Raw genomic sequence first — 21,310 nt, 5'->3', positions numbered from 1 at the left:
TCTGCTTACCAGATCTTCACCCGATCCTTGGGGTCGAGATAGATCTTGCCACCCGGCGCTGGCTTGAACGCATCATACCAGGCGTCGAAATTGCGCACGATGTCGGCGCGATATTGCGACGGCGCGTGCGGATCGGTGACCAGGCGCTGGCGCAGATTGGCCTCGCGATAGTTGCGGCGCCACACCTGCGCCCAGCCCAGGAAGAAGCGCTGGTCGCCGGTCATGCCGTCGATCACCGGCGCGGCCTTGCCGCCCAGCGAGGCATGATAGGCGTCGAGCGCAACGGCCAGGCCGCCCAGATCGCCGATATTCTCGCCCATGGTGAAGGCGCCCTTCACATGCGCGCCGGGGAAGGGTTCATAGGCGTCATATTGGGCGCCGAGCTTGGCGGTCAGCGCCTTGAAATTGGCGACATCCTGATCGGTCCACCACTGGTTGAGCTTGCCGGTCTCGTCATATTTCGCGCCCTGGTCGTCGAAATGATGGCTGAGTTCATGGCCTATCACCGCGCCGATACCGCCATAATTGACCGCCGGGTCGGCATTGGGGTCAAAGAAGGGCGGCTGCAGGATGGCGGCCGGGAAGACGATCTCGACCATGCCGAAATTGGCATAGGCGTTGATCTCCATCGGGGTCATGCCCCATTCCCAGCGATAGATGGGCTTGCCCAGCTTGCCGATATTATAGTCGAAGTCGAACTGGTTCGCGCGCATCGCATTGCCGAACAGGTCGCCCGATTTGATGGTCAGGCCGCTATAGTCGCGCCAGCGATCGGGATAGCCGATCTTGGGCGTGAAGGCGGCCAGCTTCTTGTGAGCGCGTGCCTTGGCCTCGTCGCTCATCCACGGCAGGCCATCGATGCGGCGACCCATGGCCGACAGGACATTCTTGACCAGCTGGTCCATCGCCGCCTTGGTTTCGGGCGGGAAATATTTGGCGACATAGACCTTGCCGACTTCCTCGCCCAGCGACTCCTTGAGGAAGGTCACGCCGCGCTTCCAGCGTTCCTCGCGCTCGGGCGTGCCCGACAGGGTGGTGCCGAAAAAGGCGAAATCGGCGCTGGCGATATTGTCGGGCAGATAGTCGGCATAGCTGTGGACGCTGCGCAGCAGCAGGCTGTCCTTCAGCACGCCGATCGGCGCCTTGGCGATCAGCGCGGCTTCGCCGGTAACGGCGGAGGGCTGGGCAACCAGCAGGTCCGTGGGCTTGAGGCCGACGGCGCCGAAATAGGCGGCGAAGTCGAAACCGGGCGCAGCCTTCTGCAGCGCGGCGAGGGTCATCTTGTTATAGGTCTTGTCCGCGTCGCGGCTGTCGACCTGGGTCCAGTGGACCTTGGCGATCTCGGTCTCGAACGCCATCAGCGCGGCGGCGCGGGCCTTGGCATTGGGTTCACCCAGGAGGGTGAGCATCTGTTCGAGATGGGCAACATAGGCGGTGCGGATCGCCGCCATCTTCTCGCCCTGGTCGAGATAATAGTCGCGGTCGGGCAGGCCCAGGCCACCCTGCATCATCGAGAGGATGTAGGTTTCGGGATCCTTGTCGTCCTGACCGACATAGAAGCGGAACGGGCCGCGCACGCCGGCGCGCGCCGCCTTGCCGGACAGGGCGGCATAGGCCTTCAGATCCTTGACCGCGCCGATCTCGGCGAGCCAGGGCTTGATGGGGGCAAGGCCCTTCGCCTCGACCGCGGCCGAATCCAGATAGGTCGCATAGGCGACGCCGATCTTGCTGTTGGGATCGGTCTTGGCACCGTCCAATATTTCGCGGGTGCGCTTCTGCGACAGTTCATCCAGCACGGTGAAGGCGCCATAGTTGGACTTGTCCGCCGGGATCGGCGTGTTCTTCAGCCAGGTGCCATTGGCATATTCATAGAAATCGTCGCCGGGCTTGACCGTGCTGTCCATGCCGGCCGTGTCGAAGCCGTAGGTGCCATAGGTCGGCTTTGCGGCCGGGGCAGCGGCGGTCGTGGTGGCGGGCTGGTCGGCATGGGCCACGGTCGCGGCGAGCGCGAGGCCGGTGGCGGCAGCGCCCATCAGGAGGAACTTCATGAAGGCTATTCCCTTGCTTCGTCTGGATCGGACGTCATTCACTCTGTCCGTTCTGGCGGGCAGTTCAACGCCCGTCAAAGCGGCATGTCCATGTCGTTGGTCGAAAATTATCGGCCGTTGAAATTATCGGGAAGATGGATGTGCGCCCTGAAGGCCGCCGCCAGGCTGTCCTGGTCGAGCGGATCGAGCAGTGGCAGGCGCCCCAGGCTGGGCACGCCGGCAATGTGCGGGATGATCCGCTCATTCTCCTCATGCGCTTCGCCGATGAAGGCGATGCCGACGACATGGACACCGCGCGCGCGCAGCGCCTCTATGCTGAGCAGGCTGTGGTTGATCGTGCCAAGGCCGGTGCGAGCGCACAGGATCGCGGGCTGGCCCCAATAGGCGAACAGGTCCGCCATCAGCAGGCTTTCGCTGACCGGCACCAGCACGCCGCCCGCGCCTTCGACCACCAGCGGCCCGTCGACCCTGGGCAGGGCCAGGCGATCGAGCGAGATGTCGACGCCATCGATCCGCGCGGCAAGATGCGGCGAGGCGGAGGTGGCGAGGCGATAGGCTTCGGGCAGGATGCGTTCGGGCGACAGGCCGGACAGGGTGGCAACCCGTTCCTTGTCGCCTTGCGGATCGACGCCGGCCTGGATCGGCTTCCAATAATAAGCGCCGAGCGCCGCGGCGAGGCCGGCGGCGAAGACGGTCTTGCCAATGTCGGTATCGGTGCCGGTGACGATCAGACGGGTCATCGGGCGACCCGGCGCAGCACGTCGCCCAGCGCAATCACGTCGGCGCGCCCGACATTGAGCGAGAGCGAGATGCGCAGCCGGCTGGTGCCGGCGGGCACGGTCGGCGGGCGGATGCCACGCACGTCGAAGCCGGCCTCCTGCAAGGCGGCGGCAGCGGCCATGGTGCGCGCGTCCTCGCCCAGGATCAGCGGGATGATCTGGCTGCGCGGACGGGGCAGGCCGAGCGGCGCGCAGATCGCCTCGACCGCATCCTGGCGCAATGTGGCCAGCCGGTCGCGGCGATTGTCGGCGGTCTCGATCCGGTCGATCGCGGCGGAGGCGGCGACCGCCATCAGCGGCGAGGGCGCGGTCGAGAAGATGAAGGGCCGGGCGCGGTTGATGAGATAGTCGATATGAATGCGCGGGCCGCAGATCAGCGCGCCCTCCACGCCCATCGCCTTGCCGCAGGTGTGGAGGGTGATGACATTGTGCAGCCCGTCGAGGCCAGCCGACAGGCCACGCCCGCCGGGACCGAAGACGCCGGTGCCGTGCGCTTCGTCCAGCAGCAGCATCGCATCATGGGTGGCGGCCAGCTTGGCGAGATCGCCGAGCGGCGCCATGTCGCCGTCCATCGAATAGAGCGTCTCGACCGCAATCCAGATCCGCCCCTTGCCCCCTTCGGCGCGGAAGGCGGTGATAAGGTCGGCGAAGCTTTGCAGGTCGTTGTGACGGGCGAAGACCGCGGTCGCCTTCGACAGGCGGATGCCGTCATGGACGCTGGCATGGATCAGTTCGTCCGCGACGATCAGGTCGCCGCGCTGAGGCAGGGTCGCGAACAGCGCCATGTTGGCGAGAAAGCCATTGGCCAAGAACAGCGACGCCTGGGTGCGGAAAAATTCCGCGGCCTTGGCCTCCAGCCCTTCATGTTCGGGGGCGTTGCCGCGCAGCAGGCGCGAGCCGCCCGAACCGACCGGCACGCCACGCGCGACCGCGTCCGCCACGGCCTGGCCGATCATCGGATCGGACGCGAGGCCAAGATAGTCGTTGGAGGCAAAATCACGCCCGGCGCGCGGGATCAGGTGGCGCAGGCGCCCCCGCGATTCAAGCGCGGCGAGTTGCGTGCGGAAGGGTTCGCTGCTCATGGCCGCGGGCTATAGGCCCCCACCCCGAGCCCGGCAAGCAAGCGCTTAACTTCGCACATTTCCCGCACATTTCCCGCACATTTTGTCATCTTCATTCAAATGTGGGAAATTTCGTTACAAAGCTGTTCGATCGCCGAGGCCGGGCAATATAGGGTGATGACATGCTGTAGGACAGCATAAGCGCCATATCGGCAAAGGGCAGCGTGCCCTGTGCCCTGTTGCTCGGTTGCGTCCGCGATGCGCGGTCGATAGCCTCGGCATCCTCTCTTCCCGACGAGTGTTCCCGTGTCGATGCCTTCTGTTGCCTGCCGTCTTGCCGTTTTCCTGTTCGCCCTGTTACCCGGTCTGGCCAACGCCCAACCCGCCAATCGGCCGACCCCCGGCTACACGCGGGTGGCGATCGATACGTCGGTCGGGACCATCATCGTGGCCCTCGACCAGCGTCGCGCTCCCCTGACCAGCGCCAATTTCCTGGCCTATGCCGACGACCAGCGGCTTGACGGCACGGTTTTCTACCGCGCTGCGCGGCGCAAGAGCGATCCCAAGTTCGGGCTGATCCAGGGCGGGATCGATACCGACCTGCGCCGGGCCCTGCCGCCGGTCCGGCATGAGCCGACCAGCCAGACCGGGATCAGGCATCTCGACGCGACCTTGTCGATGGCCCGGCCCGACCGGCCCAATTCGGCATCGGGCAATTTCTTCATCACGGTAGGCCCGACGCCGAGGATGGACGCACAGGGCAGTTCGATCGGTTATGCCGCCTTTGGCCATGTGGTGGCCGGCATGGACGTGGTGCGCCGCATCCTGGCGGTGCCGACCTGTTGCGGCACCGGGCCGATGCGTGGGCAGATGATCGTCAAGCCAATCACCATCCGGCATGTGCGACGGCTGGACGGAAAGGCGCGGCCGACCGGCAAGGTGAAGCCCTGGCTGATCCCGCGCCCCAAGCCGCGCCTGAAGAAGTGAGGGATCAGGCGATCGCCGCCTGACCGCGCATCCAGTCGCGTCCGGCATTGCGTGGCGGCCGGGCGGTGAAGCGCTTCCAGGCCTGTTCGTGGAAGAAGAAGGCGACCGCGTTGACCATCGGTTCGACGAGCGCGATGCCGCCGGCCAGCGCGACCGATCCGGTCATCAGATAGGCGACGGTGAAGCCCACGGTCAGGTGGATTGACAAATAGGTGGCGGTCTTGATGAGATCGAGCGACATGGCGGAACCCCTTTGAAATCTGTTGCCCGATAATTAAGAATTGTTCGCAATAATCGCCAATGGCTTTTCCCGCTGGCTCTGATCGTTCCGGGCGATCAATATGGCGCAGGGAGGATCTTCATGACGGGACGGATCAGGGTCGGCATCGGCGGATGGGTCTATGAACCCTGGCGCGGCAGCTTCTATCCCGTCGGCATGCGCCAGAAGGATGAGCTGGCCTATGTCGGCGTGCAACTGACCGCGACGGAGATCAACGCGACCTATTATAGCAGCCAGAAGCCGGCGACCTTTGCCGGTTGGGCGCAGGCGGTGCCCGACGGCTTCCAGTTCGCGGTCAAGGCGTCGCGATTCTGCACCAATAGACGCGTGCTGGCAGAGGCGGGCGAGTCGATCCAGAAATTCGTCCATCAGGGGATCGTCGAACTGGGCGACCGGCTGGGGCCGATCCTGTGGCAGTTCATGCCGACCAAGAGATTCGATCCCGATGATTTCGGCGCCTTCCTGAAACTATTGCCGGCCAGTGTCGATGGCGTGGCGCTGCGCCATGCGCTGGAGGTGCGGCACGAAAGCTTCGATGACCCGGCCTTCCTGGCGCTGGCACGCGACGCAGGCGCGGCGGTGGTGCTGGCCGACCATGACGACTATCCGGCAATCACCGGCCATGATGTCGGTTTTGCCTACAGCCGGCTGATGCGCAGCCGAGAGGACGAGGAGACCGGCTATGGCAGGGCGGACATCGCCGGCTGGGCCGATCGGGCGAAGGCGCAGGCGGCGCAGGGCGACGCCTATCTCTTCTACATCGGCGGCGCCAAGGTCCGGAACCCGGCAGCGGCGCGTGCGACCATCATGGCTCTGGAGCAACAGCTGTGACATAATTGCGCTTGATGCAATTGGTATGTCAGGCTTTGCGATTGTTACAATGATGCGAAATCATCATATGGCGCTGCATCCCGATCCGGGATGTCGTTCCAATGATGGAGTCCAATATGCGTCAGGCCTTTCAGGCGACTGCGCTGGTGGTTGCGGTCAGCGTCCAGATGCTGACCTTCTACTCGGTGCTGTACGCTTAAGCGCAAATCGCGCTCATCCTTGTCCCGTCGATGCGGGGCATAAAAAGGCCGCCCAGGGCATATGCCGGGGCGGCGCTTTTGTATCCGGAAACCCTGCCTTCCGGTGGCGGCGAGGGATCAACCCTCGGCCAGCCAGCCGGCGAGCAGATAGGCCACGACGCCGATCGGGCCTAGGGCGCACAGGGTCAGCAGCACCAGGGCAACGCGGATCAGCGTGACATCCAGCCCGGTGCGGTTGGCGATGCCGGCGCACACGCCCATGATCTTCGCGTTGCGGCGGTCGAGGGTGAAGCTGTTGTTCATGGATCTGGCCTTCAATAATATCTGTGATGGGAAAGGGGCGGTTGCCCGATCAGGCGATCGGGGCAACCGGAACCGCCGCGCCGACGAACAGGCTGGCGAAGATGACGGCGCCGACAAAGGCAAGGGCGACGCTCTGGAACTTGGCGATGGACATGATACTCACTCCCTAGATATTCCTTGGCCGGACCGTCCGGCCTTGATGCCAGACGATATTGCAGGCGGCGTGCCAGTTTCGATTTTTGGCGGAAATCCGTCGGTTCTCTTCAATTGCTCATTTTTCCGCAATGCGAAAAAATCCGATGATTGGGAAAAATTGCCGCCAATCGGTGAAAGTTGCAGGTGAGCAATGAATAGGCCGTTGCTTTTCGTTTACGGCACGCTGCGGCCGGGCTTTGGCGGGCCGATGGCGCATTGGCTTACCGATCGCGCCGAGTGGATCGGGGCAGGCTGGATCGGCGGGAAACTCTATCAGGTGGCGGATTATCCCGGTTTCGTGCCGGGGGAGGCGGGGCGCGTATATGGCGACCTGTTCGCGCTGCCCGAAGCGGAGGCGCTGCTGGCGCAGCTCGACGCCTATGAGGAATGCTCGCCCGACGATCCACTGCCCCATGAATATCGGCGCGAACGCCGCATGGTGGAAACGACGGATGGCCCGGTCTCGGCCTGGGTCTATCTGTACGCCCTGTCCGTTACCGGACATCGGGTGATCGCCAGCGGCGATTATCTGGCGGAGCGCTGATCCGCTGGAATGGATGACTCTGGCCTCTGGACGGGCAGGGCTGCCTTGCGCCTGCCCGTCCCGGCTGACGATCAGAAATGATAGGCGAGGCCGACCAGGGTCTGGTGCCGGTCGAACTTGCCGCCGTCGCCAAGGTCACTATATCGATATTCGATACGCGCGGTCACCTTGTCGGCGACGAAGCGCTCGACGCCGGCACCCACGCCCCAGCCGTCGAAACTGTCATGGCCCGACAGGGTGCCGCTGGCGTCGCTGAGCGCGATACGGGCGCGCATATTCTCGTAGCTGCCCCGGACATAGAGCAGGGTGTTGCCGCCGACGACATAGCCGGCGCGGGCGCCGATATCGAAGCTGTAATTGGGATCGATCAGCGCTCCGCCGACGCGCGATGCGTCATCGGCGGCGATGTCGAAACCGGCCTCCATGCCGACCACGATCCTGTCGGTAAGCTGATGATCATAACCGGCAAAGCCGCCACCGAAGAAGGCGTCGCGCGATTCATGCATGTCGAGACGGCCGACATCGCTGTTGGCGCTGCCGATGCTGTCGCGGTTCCAGCCGGCCTGGACGCCGACATAGGGGCCCTGGAAGCTTTCGGCATGGGCGGTGCCGCAGGCGAGGGCAAGGCCGATGGCTACCGCCGTGCTGATCATGTTTCTCATCATGTCTATCCCTTTTCCCATTTGTTCGAGATGGGCTCGAAATAGGGAAATGGGCGGACATGATAAGCCGGCGGCAGCGCACCAGACTGTCTCGCCATGCGAGACAATCCGGTGGCTATGCCTCAGTGCATCGCCACGTCGCGGCTGAGATAGACCTCTGCCACGCGGCCGTCCTTCATCGCGCAGGTGAAGCGGCGGGTGGTGCCTTCGGCGGCGCGATAGCTGGCGCGGGTTTCGACCTCGCCATCGATATTATAGCCGTCGGCGGTCGCGCGCGGCTCGTCGATGTGGCGGATTTCGGCATAGCCGGCCTGGCCCTGCGCCTCGTCCCGCGCGGCAAGGGCGCAGGCGTCGGTCAGCTGGTCATTGCTCTGGTTGGTGGCGGCGACGTCGGAAAAATCATCCGCGCGCGCGGGCGGTTCCGCGTTGCCGGCATCCGCACCATAATCGGTGCCGCCGGTCGGGGGCGGGGCGTCATTATCGGCATAGGGACGGTTGTCGGTATCGGCGCCGCGTGCGTCCTTGCGGTCCTTGGAGACGGAATTGGCGACCACCACGGCGGCGCCGAGCAGCGCGGCAATGCCGACCGCGTCGCCAAAGCCGAAGCCATTGCCGCGATCATGGCGGTGATGCCAGTAGCGATCGTCATAGCGGGGCCGGGCCTGTGCCGGGGCGACGCTGCCCAGCAGCAGCCCTGCGCCGACCAGCGCACCCGTCATCCACCGCGTCCTGTTCCCGATCATCTGCCTGTCTCCTGCGATGGAAAGAGCCATAGCCGCGTCGGGCTGTCCAGAGGCTGAATGGGCTCAGTCCGGCTTGCGTCGGATGTCGAGCCTGGTGAAATGGGCGGCGAAGGCATAGCTGTCGGCATATTCCTCGATCAGCTTGTCGATCGGCTTGCCCGCGCCATGGCCCGCGCGATTTTCCACCCGCAGCAGATGCGGCTTGTCGCCGATCGATGCGGCCTGCAGCGCGGCGGCATATTTGAAGCTGTGCGCCGGCACGACCCGGTCGTCGGTGTCCGCCGTGGTCACCAGGATCGCCGGATACTCCTTGCCGCTCAAGATGTTGTGATAGGGCGAATAGCCATAGAGCAGGGGGAAGTCGCGTTCATTGTCGGGCGATCCATAATCGTCGACCCAATAGCGGCCGGCGGTGAAGCGATCGAAGCGCAGCATGTCCATGACGCCGACGGCGGGCAGCGCGGCGGCGAACAGGTCGGGCCGCTGGTTGACCACCGCGCCGACCAGCAGGCCGCCATTGGAGCGGCCCTCGATCGCCAGGCCGTCCTTCGGGGTATAGCCCTGCGCCTTGAGATATTCGGCGGCGGCGATGAAATCGTCGAACACATTCTGCTTGTTGGCCCCGCGCCCGGCATCGTGCCAGGCCTTGCCGAACTCGCCGCCGCCGCGCAGATTGGCGATCGCATAGGCGCCGCCCTGTTCCAGCCAGGCCATGCGGGTCGCCGAATAGCCCGGCGTCAGCGCGATGTTGAAGCCGCCATAGCCATAGAGGATGGTCGGAACCGCTTGTGCATGGTCGGCCAGCACTTTCTTGCGCAGGATCGTCATCGGGATCAGCGTACCGTCCTTCGAGGGGTAGCTGACCTGTTCGACGCCATAATCGGCGGGATTGAAGGGCAGGTCGGGCTGGGCGAAGAGCTGGGTCTGCTGGCTCGCCGTGTCGAAGCGATAGATGCTGGCCGGCGTCACGAAGCCGGAGAAGGAGAAGAAGGTCTCCGGGTCGCCATCGCGCCCACCAAAGCCGGCGGCGGTGCCCATGCCCGGCAGCGGCACGTCGCCGACCTTGCGGCCGTCCAGCTCGACCAGTTCGGCGACGGTTTCCGATTGCGTCATATAGGCCAGGATGAAGCGGTTGCCGACCAGCGATCCGCCAGCCAGCGTATCGGCGCGTTCGGCCACCAGCGGCTTTTCGCTGCGCCCCGGCCGCAGGGCGTCGAGCGTCACCAGCCGCATATGGGCGGCCTTGCGGTCGGTGACGAAATAGAGGGTCGATCCCCGGCTGCCGATCAGGCGCCAGTCATTGGCGAGGCCCTTGACCAGCGTCCGCAGCTTGACGGGGCCACCGTCGAGCGCGGCGACATGCAGTTCGCGGCGCGGGTCCATGCCGGCAAAGCTGCTGACGATCAGCCAGCGGCCATCGCTCGTCACCTGGGCGGTGTGGCTGAGGCCGGGGCGATCGGGCGTCGCATAGATGAGCTGGTCCTGCGCCTGAGGCGTGCCGATGCGATGATAATAAAGCTGCTGGTCGCTGTTGGTCGACTGATAGGCTTCGCCGTCGACCGGGGCGGCGTAGCGGGAGTAGAAGAAGCCCTCGCCCCGGCCGTCCCAGGCGGTTTGCGAGAATTTGACCCATTCGACCTTGTCGTCGAGGATCTTGCCACTGTCGACGTCCAGCACGCGCAGGGTGCGCCAGTCGCTGCCGGCATCCTGCACGCCATAGGCGAGGAAGCGGCCGTCGGGCGAGGGCGTCCATTCGGCCAGCGCGCTCGCGCCGTCCCTGGCCCAGCGATTGGGATCGAGCAGCAGCCTTTGTTCACCGGCCAGTCCTTCGCGGACATAGAGCGGGGTCTGGTTCTGCAGCCCCTTGTTATAGCCGTAGAAATAGCGAGTGCCGGCCTTGCGCGGCACGGTGAAGCGGCCATGGGCGAAGAGCGCCTGCATCCGCGTCTTGAGCGCGTCGCGGCCGGGCAGGTCATCGATATAGCGGCGGGTCAGGTCGTTCTCGCGGCCCACCCAGTCGCGCACGGCGGGGTCGGTGCGGACGTCATTTTCCAGCCAGCGATAGGGATCGGTCACCTTCACGCCGAAATGATCCTCGACCAGATCCTGGCGACGGGTGAGCGGGTAATGAAGGCCGTTGTCCGGCGGCGTCGCGTCAATCGCGGCGGGGGTGGCATCGCCTGAGGCAGCGGCCGCCACAGCAGAGGCCGGCGCGGCGGCGATCACTGCCAGCAGGGCCGGCAGCGGCCAGATCAGGCGGCGAAGCGCGCGCATCCTCTCGACCCTATTGTCCTTGAAAAGAAAACAGGCCGCAGCTTCGGATGAAGCCGCGGCCTGTTCGACTATCGTCTATCCACCGTTACCGGTGGAACCGCGATCAGGCGGCTTCGAATTCGTCTTCGTCGACGGTGTTGACCGGACCGGAGTCCTGGCCCTTGGCATCGACGTCACGGTCGACCAGCTCGATGATGGCGATCGGCGCGGCGTCCGAAGCGCGGAAACCGGCCTTGATCACGCGGGTGTAGCCACCGTTGCGATCCTTGTAACGCTCGGCCAGGACTTCGAACAGCTTGGTCAGCTGCGCATCGTCCTTCAGGCGGGCGTCGGCCAGACGACGGTTGGACAGGCCACCCTTCTTGGCGAGGGTGATCAGCTTCTCGACGTAGGGACGCAGTTCCTTCGCCTTCGGCGTGGTGGTCAGGATCTGCTCATGCTTGATGAGCGAGGCAGCCAGGTTGCGAAGCAGGGCGGTACGATGACCGGTGCTGCGCTGAAGCTTACGATGACCAACTTTATGACGCATGTCTCATTCCTTCGTTCGTTAAGGGGCCGGATGAGGTACCCCAGACCAGGCAGCGATTAAGGGGAGCCGCCCATTGCCCCTGTTCCTCCCCGGAACGGGGAGGGGGACCGGCCATCGGCCGGTGGAGGGGCAGGTGCCGTCAAATGCAAGATTCGACCGGCATTCCGCCTGGAGGCCCGTGCCCCTCCACCACTCGCTTCGCGAGCGGTCCCCCTCCCCGAGCAAGCTCGGGGAGGATTAGCCCAGCAGCTCCTGTTCGAGCTTCTTGGCCATTTCCTCGATATTTTCCGGCGGCCAGCCGGGGATGTCCATGCCCAGGCGCAGGCCCATGGACGACAGCACTTCCTTGATTTCGTTCAGCGACTTGCGGCCGAAATTCGGGGTGCGCAGCATCTCGGCTTCGGTCTTCTGGACCAGATCGCCGATATAGATGATGTTGTCGTTCTTGAGGCAGTTGGCCGAGCGGACCGACAGTTCCAGTTCGTCCACCTTCTTGAGCAGATAGCGGTTGATCTGGTTGGTGTCGCTTTCGCCTTCCGACGCAGCGGCAGCGGCATGGCCGGCAGCCGGGGCAGCGGCGGGCAGCGCGTCCTCGAAGTGGACGAACAGCTGGAGCTGGTCCTGCAGGATGCGGGCTGCATAGGCAATCGCATCTTCCGGCGTCACGGTGCCGTCGGTTTCCAGCGTCAGCGAGAGCTTGTCATAGTCCAGTTCCTGGCCGACGCGGGTGTTATCCACCTTGTAGGCGACCTGGCGGACCGGCGAGTAGAGCGCGTCGACCGGGATCAGGCCGATCGGTGCGTCTGCCGGGCGGTTGGCGACGGCGGGGACATAGCCCTTGCCGATGTCAGCCGTCAGTTCCATGTTCAGCGTCGCGCCCTGATCGAGGTGACAGATCACCAGATCGGGGTTCATCACTTCGATGTCGCCGACGACGGCAATGTCGCCTGCCTTCACCACGGCCGGGCCGGTGGCGGACAGCTGCAGACGCTTGGGGCCTTCGCCTTCCATCTTCAGCGCGACCTGCTTGATGTTCAGGACGATGTCGGTGACGTCCTCACGCACGCCGGCGAGCGACGAGAATTCGTGCAGGACATTCTCGATCTTGATCGAGGTGACCGCCGCGCCCTGGAGCGAGGAGAGAAGAACCCGGCGCAGCGCGTTGCCGAGCGTCAGGCCGAAACCGCGCTCAAGCGGTTCGGCAACGAAGGTCGCCTTGCGCTTGCCGTCGCCGGTCGGCTTGATCTCGAGGGCGTTGGGCTTCTTCAATTCCTGCCAGTTCTTCATGTTGACAGTCATGTACTTCCCCTGGGGATGTGGCCGTAACGGGTAGATCCTGGACCCATCAGGACGTTCCGGCCGATGCAAACGGGTAAGCGGGCGACGCGTCCGCCGCCCGCCTTCAAGCCTCTAGCGAAGCTTAATTAGACGCGGCGGCGCTTCGACGGACGCACACCATTGTGCGGGATCGGCGTGACGTCGCGGATCGAGGTGATGTGGAAGCCGACGGCCTGCAGCGCGCGCAGAGCCGATTCACGGCCCGAACCGGGGCCCTTGACTTCGACTTCGAGGGTGCGGACGCCGTGCTCGGCGGCCTTGCGGCCGGCGTCTTCGGCGCACACCTGAGCGGCGTACGGAGTCGACTTGCGGCTGCCCTTGAAGCCCATCATGCCGGCCGAGGACCACGAGATCGCGTTGCCCTGGGCGTCGGTGATGGTCACCATGGTGTTGTTGAAGCTGGCGTTGACGTGCGCGACGCCGGCCGAGATGTTCTTGCGTTCGCGGCGCTTAATGCGCTGGGGTTCGCGTGCCATTTTGCTCTAATCCTACAAAAATCGTTCAAAAGCAGAAGTCACCGGAGGGTCGGTCCAGAGGACATGACCCTCGACGATTACTTCTTCTTGCCGGCGATCGGCTTCGCCTTGCCCTTGCGGGTGCGCGCATTGGTGTGCGTGCGCTGACCGCGGACCGGCAGGCCCTTGCGATGACGCAGGCCGCGATAGCAGGCCAGATCCATCAGGCGCTTGATGTTCATCGCGGTTTCGCGACGCAGATCGCCTTCGACGGTCAGGTCGGCGTCGATGGCTTCGCGGATCTGCAGGACTTCGGCGTCCGACAGGTCCTGAACGCGGCGCGCATGGTCGATGCCCAGCTTGTCGGCGAGGTCAACGGCGGTCTTGCGACCGATGCCGTGGATGTAGGTGAGCGCGATGATTACGCGCTTGTTGGTCGGGATGTTAACACCCGCAATACGTGCCATGGTACTTAAATCTCCTGCTCCACGGGGCAGTTGGCGCCGCCCCATCTCAAAGCGTTCGGGCCTCTTTCCTGGCAAGGAAAAACAGGCCATGATGTTGCTTCCCGAGACGCAAAAAAGACGGCCAGTGCAGGAAGCACTGCCGCTGTTACGCGTGTAGGGAACGGCGGCCTTTATCGATTCGCCCCAAAACTGTCAATATCCGGCGCTTTTTTGAGGCTCTCCGTGCGATGAACGGAGGGTGGTCCATCCATGCTGGTGGCAATGGCCGTGGCCGGCCATCCGCCTCTGCCGTCGCCTTGCCCCTTTTCGGGTTGAGCGCTCCGGCCGGCTCGGGCATGGAAGCGCGATGCGTCTGACCCGATTTCTTGTGTCCGCCCCGGCCCTTGCAGCGCCGCTGACCCTGTTGGTGGCCGGCTGCGTCGCGCCGCCCTCCGCGCCGCCTTCGACAGCGGCGTCGCGTCCGGCGCCCGCATCCCGGCCTGCGCCTTTGCCACCGGCGCAGCCCGCACCGCCTGCGGCAGTCGAGTGGCAATATCGGCCCGCAACGCCGGGCAACTGGACCTATCGCGCCGATCCGGCCGGGCCGGTCGCACTGTTTGGCGAGTCGGCTTCTGCCCCGCGCCTGACGCTGCGCTGCGACCGGGCGACGCGGCGGATCAGCCTCGGCCGGGCCGGCGGCGGGCAGGGGGCGATCACGGTGCGGACAAGCTATGGCGCGAGCAGCTGGCCGGCGGTGATGGCGGGGACGCAGGTGCCGCAACTCACTGCCGTGCGTGGCGCGAGCGACGCGGTGCTGGACCAGCTCGCCTATAGCCGGGGCCGTTTCGCGGTCGAGGTGCAGGGGCAGGAGACGCTGATCGTGCCGGTCTGGGCCGAAATATCGCGCGTGATCGAGGAGTGTCGGGGCTGAAAATCAGCCGGCCCAGGCTTTTCGGGCCGACGGTCGAGTATGATTCCAAAAAAGAATATTACAAGTCTTGATCCTGCAATCCGTCTGATTCACAGTCCGTCTCGTGGCCGATCGAGGGGTAGCTCAAAGCCGGTCACGCGGGCTTAATTAGCGAAAGGAGGTGATCCGATGTCTCATGGTTCAGCAATGGGGTCGGTCAAGTCCATTCGGGAAACGCGCCGCTGACGACGCCGGAGCGTCGGTACAAACCCTTCATGGTGTAGAGACCAAGAGCGCCGACATACAGGCCGTCTCCGCCAGGGGCTTTAGCGCGAACTTGTCTTCCTTCTGGGCGGTTTCCGGCCGCTGACCATGCACATGATGGGCCGTCGGGCATTGCGTCCCGGCGGCCCCTCTCATGTCCGGAGTGCGGGGGAGCGGGCTGGAACCGGCTTTCTAAAACGGGATTCTTACCGCCGGCGGGTTGCGAACCAGATGACGTGGCGGGGGCCCTTGCCATTGTCGCGCGCCTTGACCGCGACTTCCTCGACCGCGAAGCCCGCATTCTGCAGCCGCCGGGTGAAGGCGGCGTCCGATCCCGCCGACCAGATCGCCAATATGCCGCCGGGCTTGAGCGCGCGCATCGCGCTGGAGAGGCCGGCATTGGTATAGAGCCGGTCATTGGCGTCGGCGGTCAGGCCGTCCGGGCCATTGTCGACGTCGAGCAGGATCGCGTCATAGCTGCCATGGCCGGCGGCGATCACATGGGCGACATCGTCCATCACCAGCCGCACGCGCGGATCGTCGAGGCAGCCGGCGGCCAGGTCGACCATCGGGCCGCGCGCCCATTCGATGATCTCGGGCACCAGTTCGGCCAGCGTGATCTGTGCCTTGGTGTCCATTTCCGCGAGCGCGGCGCGCAGGGTGAAGCCCATGCCATAGCCGCCGATCAGCATGTGGAGGCCGGCGCGCTTGCCCAGTCGCTCCAGCGTCATCAGCGCCAGCGCCTTTTCCGACCCGCTCATCCGGCTGCTCATCAGCTCATTGCGGTCGAGCACGATCATGAAGTCGCCGCCGCGGCGATAGAGGCGCAGTTCCTGTCCGCCCGGAACGGCGGCGGTGCCCAGCAATTCGCGCGGTGTCATGGCAATGGTCCTCAAACAGGGCGGGGAAAGCGGCCGCATGACAGGTCGCGCGCCGCTGCGCAATGGCGGCCCATCGGACGGTTCGCCGCCTATGGGCTGGCCAGCGGCGGCGCAGGGGTCTATCGGCACCCCCATCATGCGTTATTTTCTCGATACCGAATTCAACGGCTTTGGCGGCGCGCTGATCAGCGTGGCGCTGGTGCCCGAACATGGCGACGATGATTTCTATGCGTCGCTGCCGCTGCCCGATGTGATCGAACCCTGGGTCGAGCGCCATGTCATCCCCTATCTGCGCCATGTGCCGCCGGGGCTGGACCATGAACTCAGCCGGATCGAGGCGGCGGACCATATCGCCGCCTATCTGGATGGCGATTCCGATCCGGTGATCATCGCCGACTGGCCCGAGGATCTGGCCCATTTCTGCGCGCTGCTGACCACCGGGCCGGGGCAGATGGCGGCGGTCGACTATGGGCTGCGGCTGGAACTGATCAACGCGGCGGGCTTCAGCGCGGCGGCCAACAGCCGGGTGCCGCATAATGCCCTGCATGATGCGCGGGCACTGCGCGACTTCTACGTCAATAATTGAGTCGAAAGGGGCGGTGTTGCGCACCGCCTCTGGCTCTCAGAGACTGTTTGAGAAAGTCGGTTCCGGCCCGCTCCCCCGCCCAACCGCCCGACAGGATGACACTGGATCGGTGGTTGGGCGGGGGAGCGGGCCGGAACCGCGCTGAAAAATCGCTCTTTCGCGATTTTTCAAACAGGCTCTCAGCGCTCCGTGCCCCTCGCCTTGCCCCAGGCATGGGCGGCGGTATAGCCAAGATAGGCGGTGCCGAAGAGCGCGTAGAGCGGCTCGGGAAGGGCGTCGAGATAGGCGCGCATGCCCGCGATGATCGCGCCCGCCACCTCCGGCTGCCAGCCCGAGATCAGCCCCATCGGGATCGACCAGAGCAGCAGTGCATAGATGACGTAGAGAAAGGCCGGCCGCGACCGCTGGGTCCACAGGTCGGTCGGCTCGGAGGGGAGAGGAATATCGTCGGTCTTCAACATGATCGCGTCTCCCTTCAGCCGATGCGGTTGGCGAGCCAGCCATAGAGAAAGGCCTCGTTGGCCGGGCGGCTTTCGGCCAGCGCCAGATAGTGTTCGCCCTGCAAGGCCTCGATCGCCTTGATCAGCACCGCGTCGCCAGCCGCGCCGCGCAGGGTGCGGAAGGCGCGCAGCGCGGCGAGCGTGCGGGCGCCGATCGCGCCATCGGCCCTGAGGTCGGGATAGTCGCGCTGGTTGCGGTTGAGGGCGTTCAGCGCCCGCTGGAGAAAGGTGCTGGCGACCCCCGGCCCCATGTTGACGGCGGTGTCGAACAGTTCGGCGGCGAGCGCCATGCTCTGCTGCGCGACCGCGGCATAGCCCGGTCCGTCCCAGTAAAGCTGGCGATAGATGGTGCGCGCGGTCGCGGGTGGCAGGCGGCGCATGTCGCCGGCAAAACCGTTCGCCCGTGCCACGCTCAGCGTGATGCCCATATTGGTCGGCCCGCCGCGATCGGCCGGATGGTCGACATAGCCACCCTCCCGCGCGATCAGTTCGTCCAGCAATGTGTCGATGGTCATGATCGGCCCTTCCATGGTTCGTGGATGGCGAATCATTTATCCCATATGGTTATCTGTAGGACAGGGTGGAATGGCATGGGCGCGTCTGTCGAAGTTCACAGTGTAAACGGGCTTTTGGGGTCGTTCGCGCCTGAACCGCGTCGGCAACGCCTCTGCTGCGCGTCGGTCATGCACTGAAACGCGCCCCGTCCAACAGGGGCTGGGCCATCGTGCCGCGTTAGCGCCGCGCGCGGCACGCGCCCCGGACGCGACACCCACGCGCCTTGCTTGCACGCGGCACGCACCGGTCGACTGGCGCGGGCGCATTCACTCGCACCACCAAGTGTAGAGCAGGGAGAGAGAGCGTAGGAAAGGGGATGTCGGGGCGGGGCCAGCATGGCGCTGCCCGGATAGCGCTCGGTCCGCTTCCGGGCGGAAGGCTGTCTGGCGCGAAGCGAGCAGGAGCGCTCATTCCTTCTCCCGTTGGCGGGAGAAGGATACGAAGCCTTGCCGGCAAAGCCGGTTAGGCGAAGTTGGATGAGGGCGGCTTGTTTCAGAAGACCCTCACCCTCCCACGCCTTCGGCGCGGGCCCCTCCCTCTCCCGTGAACGGGAGAGGGTAGGCTGACAGTCCGCCCCCCCTCCCCAACATGACCAAGATTTCATGATTGCGCGGATTGATCCGGCGCGGTGCGGGGTCTAGCGGCCATGCTGTTCCAGCCGGAATATTCCGCCCATCCTTTCGAGGAAATCATGCCCGACAACGACCATAGTCGAAAGACCGCGCGTTCGGGCATGGGGGCGAACTGACAGGTTCGGATCACCCGTCCGCCCCGAAGGCGCGGTCGCACGAGGTGATCCATGAATGCAGCCATCCGTTTTCTCGTCGGCTCCCTGCGCCGCGGGCCCCAGGCCCCTGATCTCAACCGCCTGTTCGATGACGGCCAGACCTATGGCGAGCGACTGGCCGACCGCGTCGCGGCGATCGGCGGCTCCTGGCGCTTCATCATCGGCTTCAGCCTGTTCCTGGTCGCCTGGGCGCTGCTGAACACGCTGGTGCTGGCGCGCCACGCCTTCGATCCCTTTCCCTTCATCTTTTTGAACCTGATGCTGTCGATGCTGGCCGCGCTGCAGGCGCCGATCATCATGATGAGCCAGAATCGCCAGGCGGCAAAGGACCGGCTGGAGGCGCGGCTCGACTATGAGACCAATTTGCGATCGGAAGCGCAGATTGCCAGCCTGCACGACAAGATCGACCTGCTGCTGGCGATGGCGGGCGAGAGGGAGGATATGGCAGGGGCGGCGGGCTGATCTTCCGGCATTTCCGGGTCTTGTTTGACATTGTGGGTCATGGTCCCGCAATGTGGCCGCATGTCCAATGGGGCGACATGGGGAGGGTCAGGTCGTGCAGAACAGGCTAATCATCGATCGGCGAACATGGCTGGCGGGGCTTGTGGGGCTGGCCGGCCAGGCATCACTGACCGGGCCGGCTCACGCCCTGACCGCACGGGTCCGCAGCCGGGTGATCATCGACAATGATTTTTCCGGCGATCCCGATGGGCTGTTCCAACTGGCGCATCATCTGTTGTCGCCTTCGGTGCAGATCCCGCTGGTCATCGGATCGCATATTCATCCCAGGGATTTCCTCGACGGGTCGGACCGGCAAGCCGACAACGCCGTGCAATGCGTCAGCGACATGATGGATTGCATGCGGCTGCCGCATCGACCGCCGGTGCTGGCGGGGCGCAATGCCGCGCCGGCGCCCGGCACGCCGCCATCGGCCACCCCGGCGGTGACCGCGATCATCGCCGAAGCGCAACGGACCGATAGCAAATTGCCCCTCTTCTATGTCGCGGGGGCTGGCCTGACCGATCTGGCCGAGGCGGTGCGCCTGCGGCCGGAGATCGCACGGCGGATCATCCTGGTCTGGATCGGCGGGCCGGAACATGGCCCCGAGCAGGGCAATATCGATCCCACCGTCCATGTTCGGGCAAGCAAGGAATATAATCTGACCATCGATCTGGCCGCCGCGCAGACATTGTTCAACGATTCGGCGGTCGAGATCTGGCAGGTGCCGCGCAACGTCTATCGCACGCTGATGATCAGTCATGCCGAACTCGACCGGGAACTGGCAGGGGCGGGGCGGCTGGGCCGTTATCTGCTGGATCAGCTGGAGCGGGCAATCAGGCGGATCGATGCGCCGCTCGGCGAAACCTATATATTGGGGGACAGTCCGCTGGTCACGCTGACCGCGCTGCAATCCTCCTTCGATCCCGATGCGACGTCGAGCGATTATCTGATCCGGCCGACGCCGCGGATCAACGATCAGGCGGGCTATGTCGCACATCCGGCTGGGCGGCCGATGCGCGTCTTCACCCGGATCGATAGCCGGCTGACCTTTGCGGACATGTTTGCCAAGATCCGGGCCGGCAGCGTCTGACACGCAGGGGCAGGCCCTCCGCCGAAGCGGCGAAAATCATGGATTATGGCGATGTTCGGAGAATTTTGGTCGGGACGAGAGGATTCGAACCTCCGACCCCCACACCCCCAGTATGGGACAGGTAATTACTTAGTTGCCGGTAGTTGCACGCAATTACCTGTAAATGCTCATTAAGATGAAAAATTGAATTACTTGCAAGCCGCTGACAGCATGTCGTAGCACGTATTTACGTGTTAGAAACTTGTTAGACGAGGTTTGTTATGGTGAAACTCACAAAAAGCTTCATTGATAAAGTGAATCCTCCGGCAGTCGCATATGAAATGCATTGGGACGATTCTGTCCGCGGATATGGATTGCGCGTTACTTCGACGGGCAAGCGGGTGTTCATGGTCATGGGTCGGGTGAAGGGTAAGCAAGTCCAATACACCCTTGGCAATTACGGCACCTACACGGAGGACACGGCGCGCAAGAAGGCGCAGAAGGTGTTGCAGCAGATGCGGGAAGGCATTGACCCTCGCGACGCTCAAAAGGAGGACGCCGCCGCCAAGGTCACATTGCGCGAGGTGGCGGATGCATATTTCTACGAGCGTCCCGGCATGTTGCGGGAAACCACCATCGTGGAGAAGAACCGCCACGTTGAGCAGGTGTTCGCCGCGTGGAAGGACAAGCCCATCGCGTCCATCACCGAGGCAGACGTGCGGAAGCGCTACACGGAAATGGCGACCAAGGGGTTGCGCGGCACCCCGGCACCGGGGCAGGCGCAGATCGCTATGACGACGCTCTCGGTCCTGATTAATTTCGCCATGCGCCGGTATAAGCGCGCTGACGGGACGCCGCTCATCACCCACAACCCGGTCGCAGCGATGAAGGGTGACTGGCCGGGATTTAAGGCGCGGACCCGCGATATTGACGAGAAGCATATTGGCGCGGCGTGGAACCTGCTCACGGAAATGCGGGCACATCCGAAGAATCAGGACGCTCTTGCCGGTATCGACCTTGTGCGCTTTTTGATGCTCACGGGTTGCCGCCGGTCCGAGGGCGCAAGCCTTGAGTGGTGCAACGTAAATCTGGACGAGGCATGGTTCCACCTGCCCAACACCAAGAACGGCAATCCGGTTTGGCTTCCGCTGTCGTTGCAGGCGGTTGAACTGCTCCGGGCACGGAAGCCCAAGGACGACGATAAGGATGCCAGTCCCTATTGCTTCCCGTCACGCGCCAAGGGTGGGTTCGTCACCGACACCCGCGCACCGTTGGAACGCATCGCCAAGCTGATCGACCAGCCCATTTCCGCGCATGACCTGCGGCGCACCTACGTCTCAACCGGCGCGGCAACGCTGGACATCGCCATTCATAAAATGGAGCTTCTGACGAATCACGTGCCTCAGTCGATCACGCTCAAACACTATGCTCGCACGCAGAAGCTCCAGTATTTGCTGCCAGAAACCCAGCAAATCAGCGACTGGATTGAACAGCAGGCGGCAAAGGCGGGCGGTGCAAATGTGGTGGCTCTTCGTGCGTGATGCACTGTATTACGCGGCTGCGCCGGGGCTACAGGGGCGGC

Annotated in this window: 24 protein-coding genes; 9 read left to right on the top strand and 15 right to left on the bottom strand. The window is 64.4% G+C overall.

Annotated elements, in window-relative coordinates; all coding sequences use genetic code 11:
• Nucleotides 1-5: 5 nt before the first annotated feature.
• From VHN57_RS18465 to VHN57_RS18455, 3 genes are all read right to left on the bottom strand, one after another.
• Nucleotides 6-2,048, bottom strand: coding sequence for a M13 family metallopeptidase (locus VHN57_RS18465; protein WP_423284819.1), 2,043 nt, complete (start codon nt 2,046-2,048; stop codon nt 6-8).
• A 107-nt stretch (nt 2,049-2,155) separates the two neighbouring features.
• Complete coding sequence (bioD, locus tag VHN57_RS18460) at nt 2,156-2,788, bottom strand: dethiobiotin synthase (RefSeq protein WP_278988731.1); 633 nt, start codon at nt 2,786-2,788, stop codon at nt 2,156-2,158.
• Nucleotides 2,785-3,909 (bottom strand): 8-amino-7-oxononanoate synthase, encoded by a 1,125-nt coding sequence (locus tag VHN57_RS18455; protein WP_017499660.1) that lies wholly within the window; start codon nt 3,907-3,909, stop codon nt 2,785-2,787. Before VHN57_RS18455 ends, bioD begins: the two co-directional genes overlap by 4 nt.
• Before the next feature lie 291 nt (nt 3,910-4,200).
• Between VHN57_RS18455 and VHN57_RS18450 the strand changes: the two genes are divergently transcribed.
• Nucleotides 4,201-4,875 carry a peptidylprolyl isomerase gene (locus tag VHN57_RS18450; RefSeq protein ID WP_278988259.1) on the top strand — a complete coding sequence of 225 codons (675 nt, stop codon included), beginning with the start codon at nt 4,201-4,203 and terminating at the stop codon, nt 4,873-4,875.
• Between the two features lie 4 nt (nt 4,876-4,879).
• Here VHN57_RS18450 and VHN57_RS18445 read toward each other — a convergent pair whose 3' ends face one another.
• On the bottom strand, nt 4,880-5,116 hold the full coding sequence (locus VHN57_RS18445) for a DUF2061 domain-containing protein (protein ID WP_017499658.1): 237 nt from the start codon (nt 5,114-5,116) through the stop codon (nt 4,880-4,882).
• 120 nt (nt 5,117-5,236) lie between these two features.
• Between VHN57_RS18445 and VHN57_RS18440 the strand changes: the two genes are divergently transcribed.
• Complete coding sequence (locus tag VHN57_RS18440; RefSeq protein WP_278988260.1) at nt 5,237-5,986, top strand: DUF72 domain-containing protein; 750 nt, start codon at nt 5,237-5,239, stop codon at nt 5,984-5,986.
• Between the two features lie 317 nt (nt 5,987-6,303).
• Here the strand turns inward: VHN57_RS18440 and VHN57_RS18435 are convergent, their stop codons facing one another.
• Nucleotides 6,304-6,489 carry a PspC domain-containing protein gene (locus tag VHN57_RS18435; protein ID WP_004208760.1) on the bottom strand — a complete coding sequence of 62 codons (186 nt, stop codon included), beginning with the start codon at nt 6,487-6,489 and terminating at the stop codon, nt 6,304-6,306.
• Here VHN57_RS18435 and VHN57_RS18430 point away from each other — a divergent pair.
• On the top strand, nt 6,488-6,832 hold the full coding sequence (locus tag VHN57_RS18430; protein ID WP_162272331.1) for a hypothetical protein: 345 nt from the start codon (nt 6,488-6,490) through the stop codon (nt 6,830-6,832). The genes VHN57_RS18435 and VHN57_RS18430 overlap by 2 nt on opposite strands.
• Before the next feature lie 3 nt (nt 6,833-6,835).
• The gene (locus tag VHN57_RS18425; protein WP_017499655.1) at nt 6,836-7,228 is read left to right on the top strand and encodes a gamma-glutamylcyclotransferase family protein; all 393 of its coding nucleotides are present in this window, start codon (nt 6,836-6,838) and stop codon (nt 7,226-7,228) included.
• Between the two features lie 71 nt (nt 7,229-7,299).
• Here the strand turns inward: VHN57_RS18425 and VHN57_RS18420 are convergent, their stop codons facing one another.
• From VHN57_RS18420 to rpsM, 7 genes are all read right to left on the bottom strand, one after another.
• Entirely contained in the window at nt 7,300-7,893 is a 594-nt protein-coding gene (locus VHN57_RS18420) for an outer membrane protein (RefSeq protein ID WP_278988263.1), read from the bottom strand.
• A 119-nt stretch (nt 7,894-8,012) separates the two neighbouring features.
• A complete protein-coding gene (locus VHN57_RS18415; protein WP_278987001.1) occupies nt 8,013-8,633 on the bottom strand; it encodes a hypothetical protein in 621 nt (206 codons plus the stop codon).
• A 63-nt stretch (nt 8,634-8,696) separates the two neighbouring features.
• Nucleotides 8,697-10,907 carry a prolyl oligopeptidase family serine peptidase gene (locus tag VHN57_RS18410; RefSeq protein WP_278987002.1) on the bottom strand — a complete coding sequence of 737 codons (2,211 nt, stop codon included), beginning with the start codon at nt 10,905-10,907 and terminating at the stop codon, nt 8,697-8,699.
• A 103-nt stretch (nt 10,908-11,010) separates the two neighbouring features.
• On the bottom strand, nt 11,011-11,436 hold the full coding sequence (gene rplQ, locus VHN57_RS18405) for a 50S ribosomal protein L17 (protein WP_004208754.1): 426 nt from the start codon (nt 11,434-11,436) through the stop codon (nt 11,011-11,013).
• Nucleotides 11,437-11,673: 237 nt separating this feature from the next.
• On the bottom strand, nt 11,674-12,735 hold the full coding sequence (locus tag VHN57_RS18400; protein WP_004208753.1) for a DNA-directed RNA polymerase subunit alpha: 1,062 nt from the start codon (nt 12,733-12,735) through the stop codon (nt 11,674-11,676).
• A 125-nt stretch (nt 12,736-12,860) separates the two neighbouring features.
• Complete coding sequence (rpsK, locus tag VHN57_RS18395) at nt 12,861-13,250, bottom strand: 30S ribosomal protein S11 (protein WP_004208752.1); 390 nt, start codon at nt 13,248-13,250, stop codon at nt 12,861-12,863.
• Between the two features lie 77 nt (nt 13,251-13,327).
• Nucleotides 13,328-13,696 (bottom strand): 30S ribosomal protein S13, encoded by a 369-nt coding sequence (gene rpsM / locus VHN57_RS18390; RefSeq protein WP_004208751.1) that lies wholly within the window; start codon nt 13,694-13,696, stop codon nt 13,328-13,330.
• Nucleotides 13,697-14,042: 346 nt separating this feature from the next.
• Here rpsM and VHN57_RS18385 point away from each other — a divergent pair, with 346 nt between their 5' ends.
• Nucleotides 14,043-14,606, top strand: a complete 564-nt coding sequence (locus tag VHN57_RS18385; RefSeq protein ID WP_278987003.1) for a hypothetical protein — start codon at nt 14,043-14,045, stop codon at nt 14,604-14,606.
• Between the two features lie 449 nt (nt 14,607-15,055).
• Here VHN57_RS18385 and VHN57_RS18380 read toward each other — a convergent pair whose 3' ends face one another.
• Nucleotides 15,056-15,730, bottom strand: a complete 675-nt coding sequence (locus VHN57_RS18380) for a spermine/spermidine synthase domain-containing protein (RefSeq protein WP_037510794.1) — start codon at nt 15,728-15,730, stop codon at nt 15,056-15,058.
• A 136-nt stretch (nt 15,731-15,866) separates the two neighbouring features.
• Here VHN57_RS18380 and VHN57_RS18375 point away from each other — a divergent pair, with 136 nt between their 5' ends.
• Nucleotides 15,867-16,316 carry a hypothetical protein gene (locus VHN57_RS18375; protein ID WP_026108855.1) on the top strand — a complete coding sequence of 150 codons (450 nt, stop codon included), beginning with the start codon at nt 15,867-15,869 and terminating at the stop codon, nt 16,314-16,316.
• Nucleotides 16,317-16,495: 179 nt separating this feature from the next.
• Here VHN57_RS18375 and VHN57_RS18370 read toward each other — a convergent pair whose 3' ends face one another.
• Together VHN57_RS18370 and VHN57_RS18365 are read right to left on the bottom strand one after the other, a co-directional pair.
• A complete protein-coding gene (locus tag VHN57_RS18370) occupies nt 16,496-16,777 on the bottom strand; it encodes a 3TM-type holin (protein WP_278987005.1) in 282 nt (93 codons plus the stop codon).
• 14 nt (nt 16,778-16,791) lie between these two features.
• Complete coding sequence (locus VHN57_RS18365) at nt 16,792-17,331, bottom strand: glycoside hydrolase family 108 protein (protein ID WP_278987007.1); 540 nt, start codon at nt 17,329-17,331, stop codon at nt 16,792-16,794.
• Nucleotides 17,332-18,170: 839 nt separating this feature from the next.
• On the opposite strand from VHN57_RS18365, the gene VHN57_RS18360 reads away from it, so the two are divergent.
• From VHN57_RS18360 to VHN57_RS18350, 3 genes are all read left to right on the top strand, one after another.
• Entirely contained in the window at nt 18,171-18,620 is a 450-nt protein-coding gene (locus VHN57_RS18360) for a DUF1003 domain-containing protein (RefSeq protein WP_423284809.1), read from the top strand.
• A 94-nt stretch (nt 18,621-18,714) separates the two neighbouring features.
• Complete coding sequence (locus VHN57_RS18355) at nt 18,715-19,749, top strand: nucleoside hydrolase (RefSeq protein ID WP_423284806.1); 1,035 nt, start codon at nt 18,715-18,717, stop codon at nt 19,747-19,749.
• Between the two features lie 260 nt (nt 19,750-20,009).
• Nucleotides 20,010-21,269: a tyrosine-type recombinase/integrase gene (locus VHN57_RS18350; protein ID WP_423284803.1), complete on the top strand. Its 1,260-nt coding sequence runs from the start codon at nt 20,010-20,012 to the stop codon at nt 21,267-21,269.
• Nucleotides 21,270-21,310: the final 41 nt, after the last annotated feature.

The organism is Sphingobium salicis subsp. salicis (assembly GCF_049472635.1).
GTDB lineage: Bacteria > Pseudomonadota > Alphaproteobacteria > Sphingomonadales > Sphingomonadaceae > Sphingobium > Sphingobium yanoikuyae_A.
The sequence above is the reverse complement of the archived record's forward strand: the minus strand, read 5'-3'. Positions and strand labels throughout refer to the sequence as shown.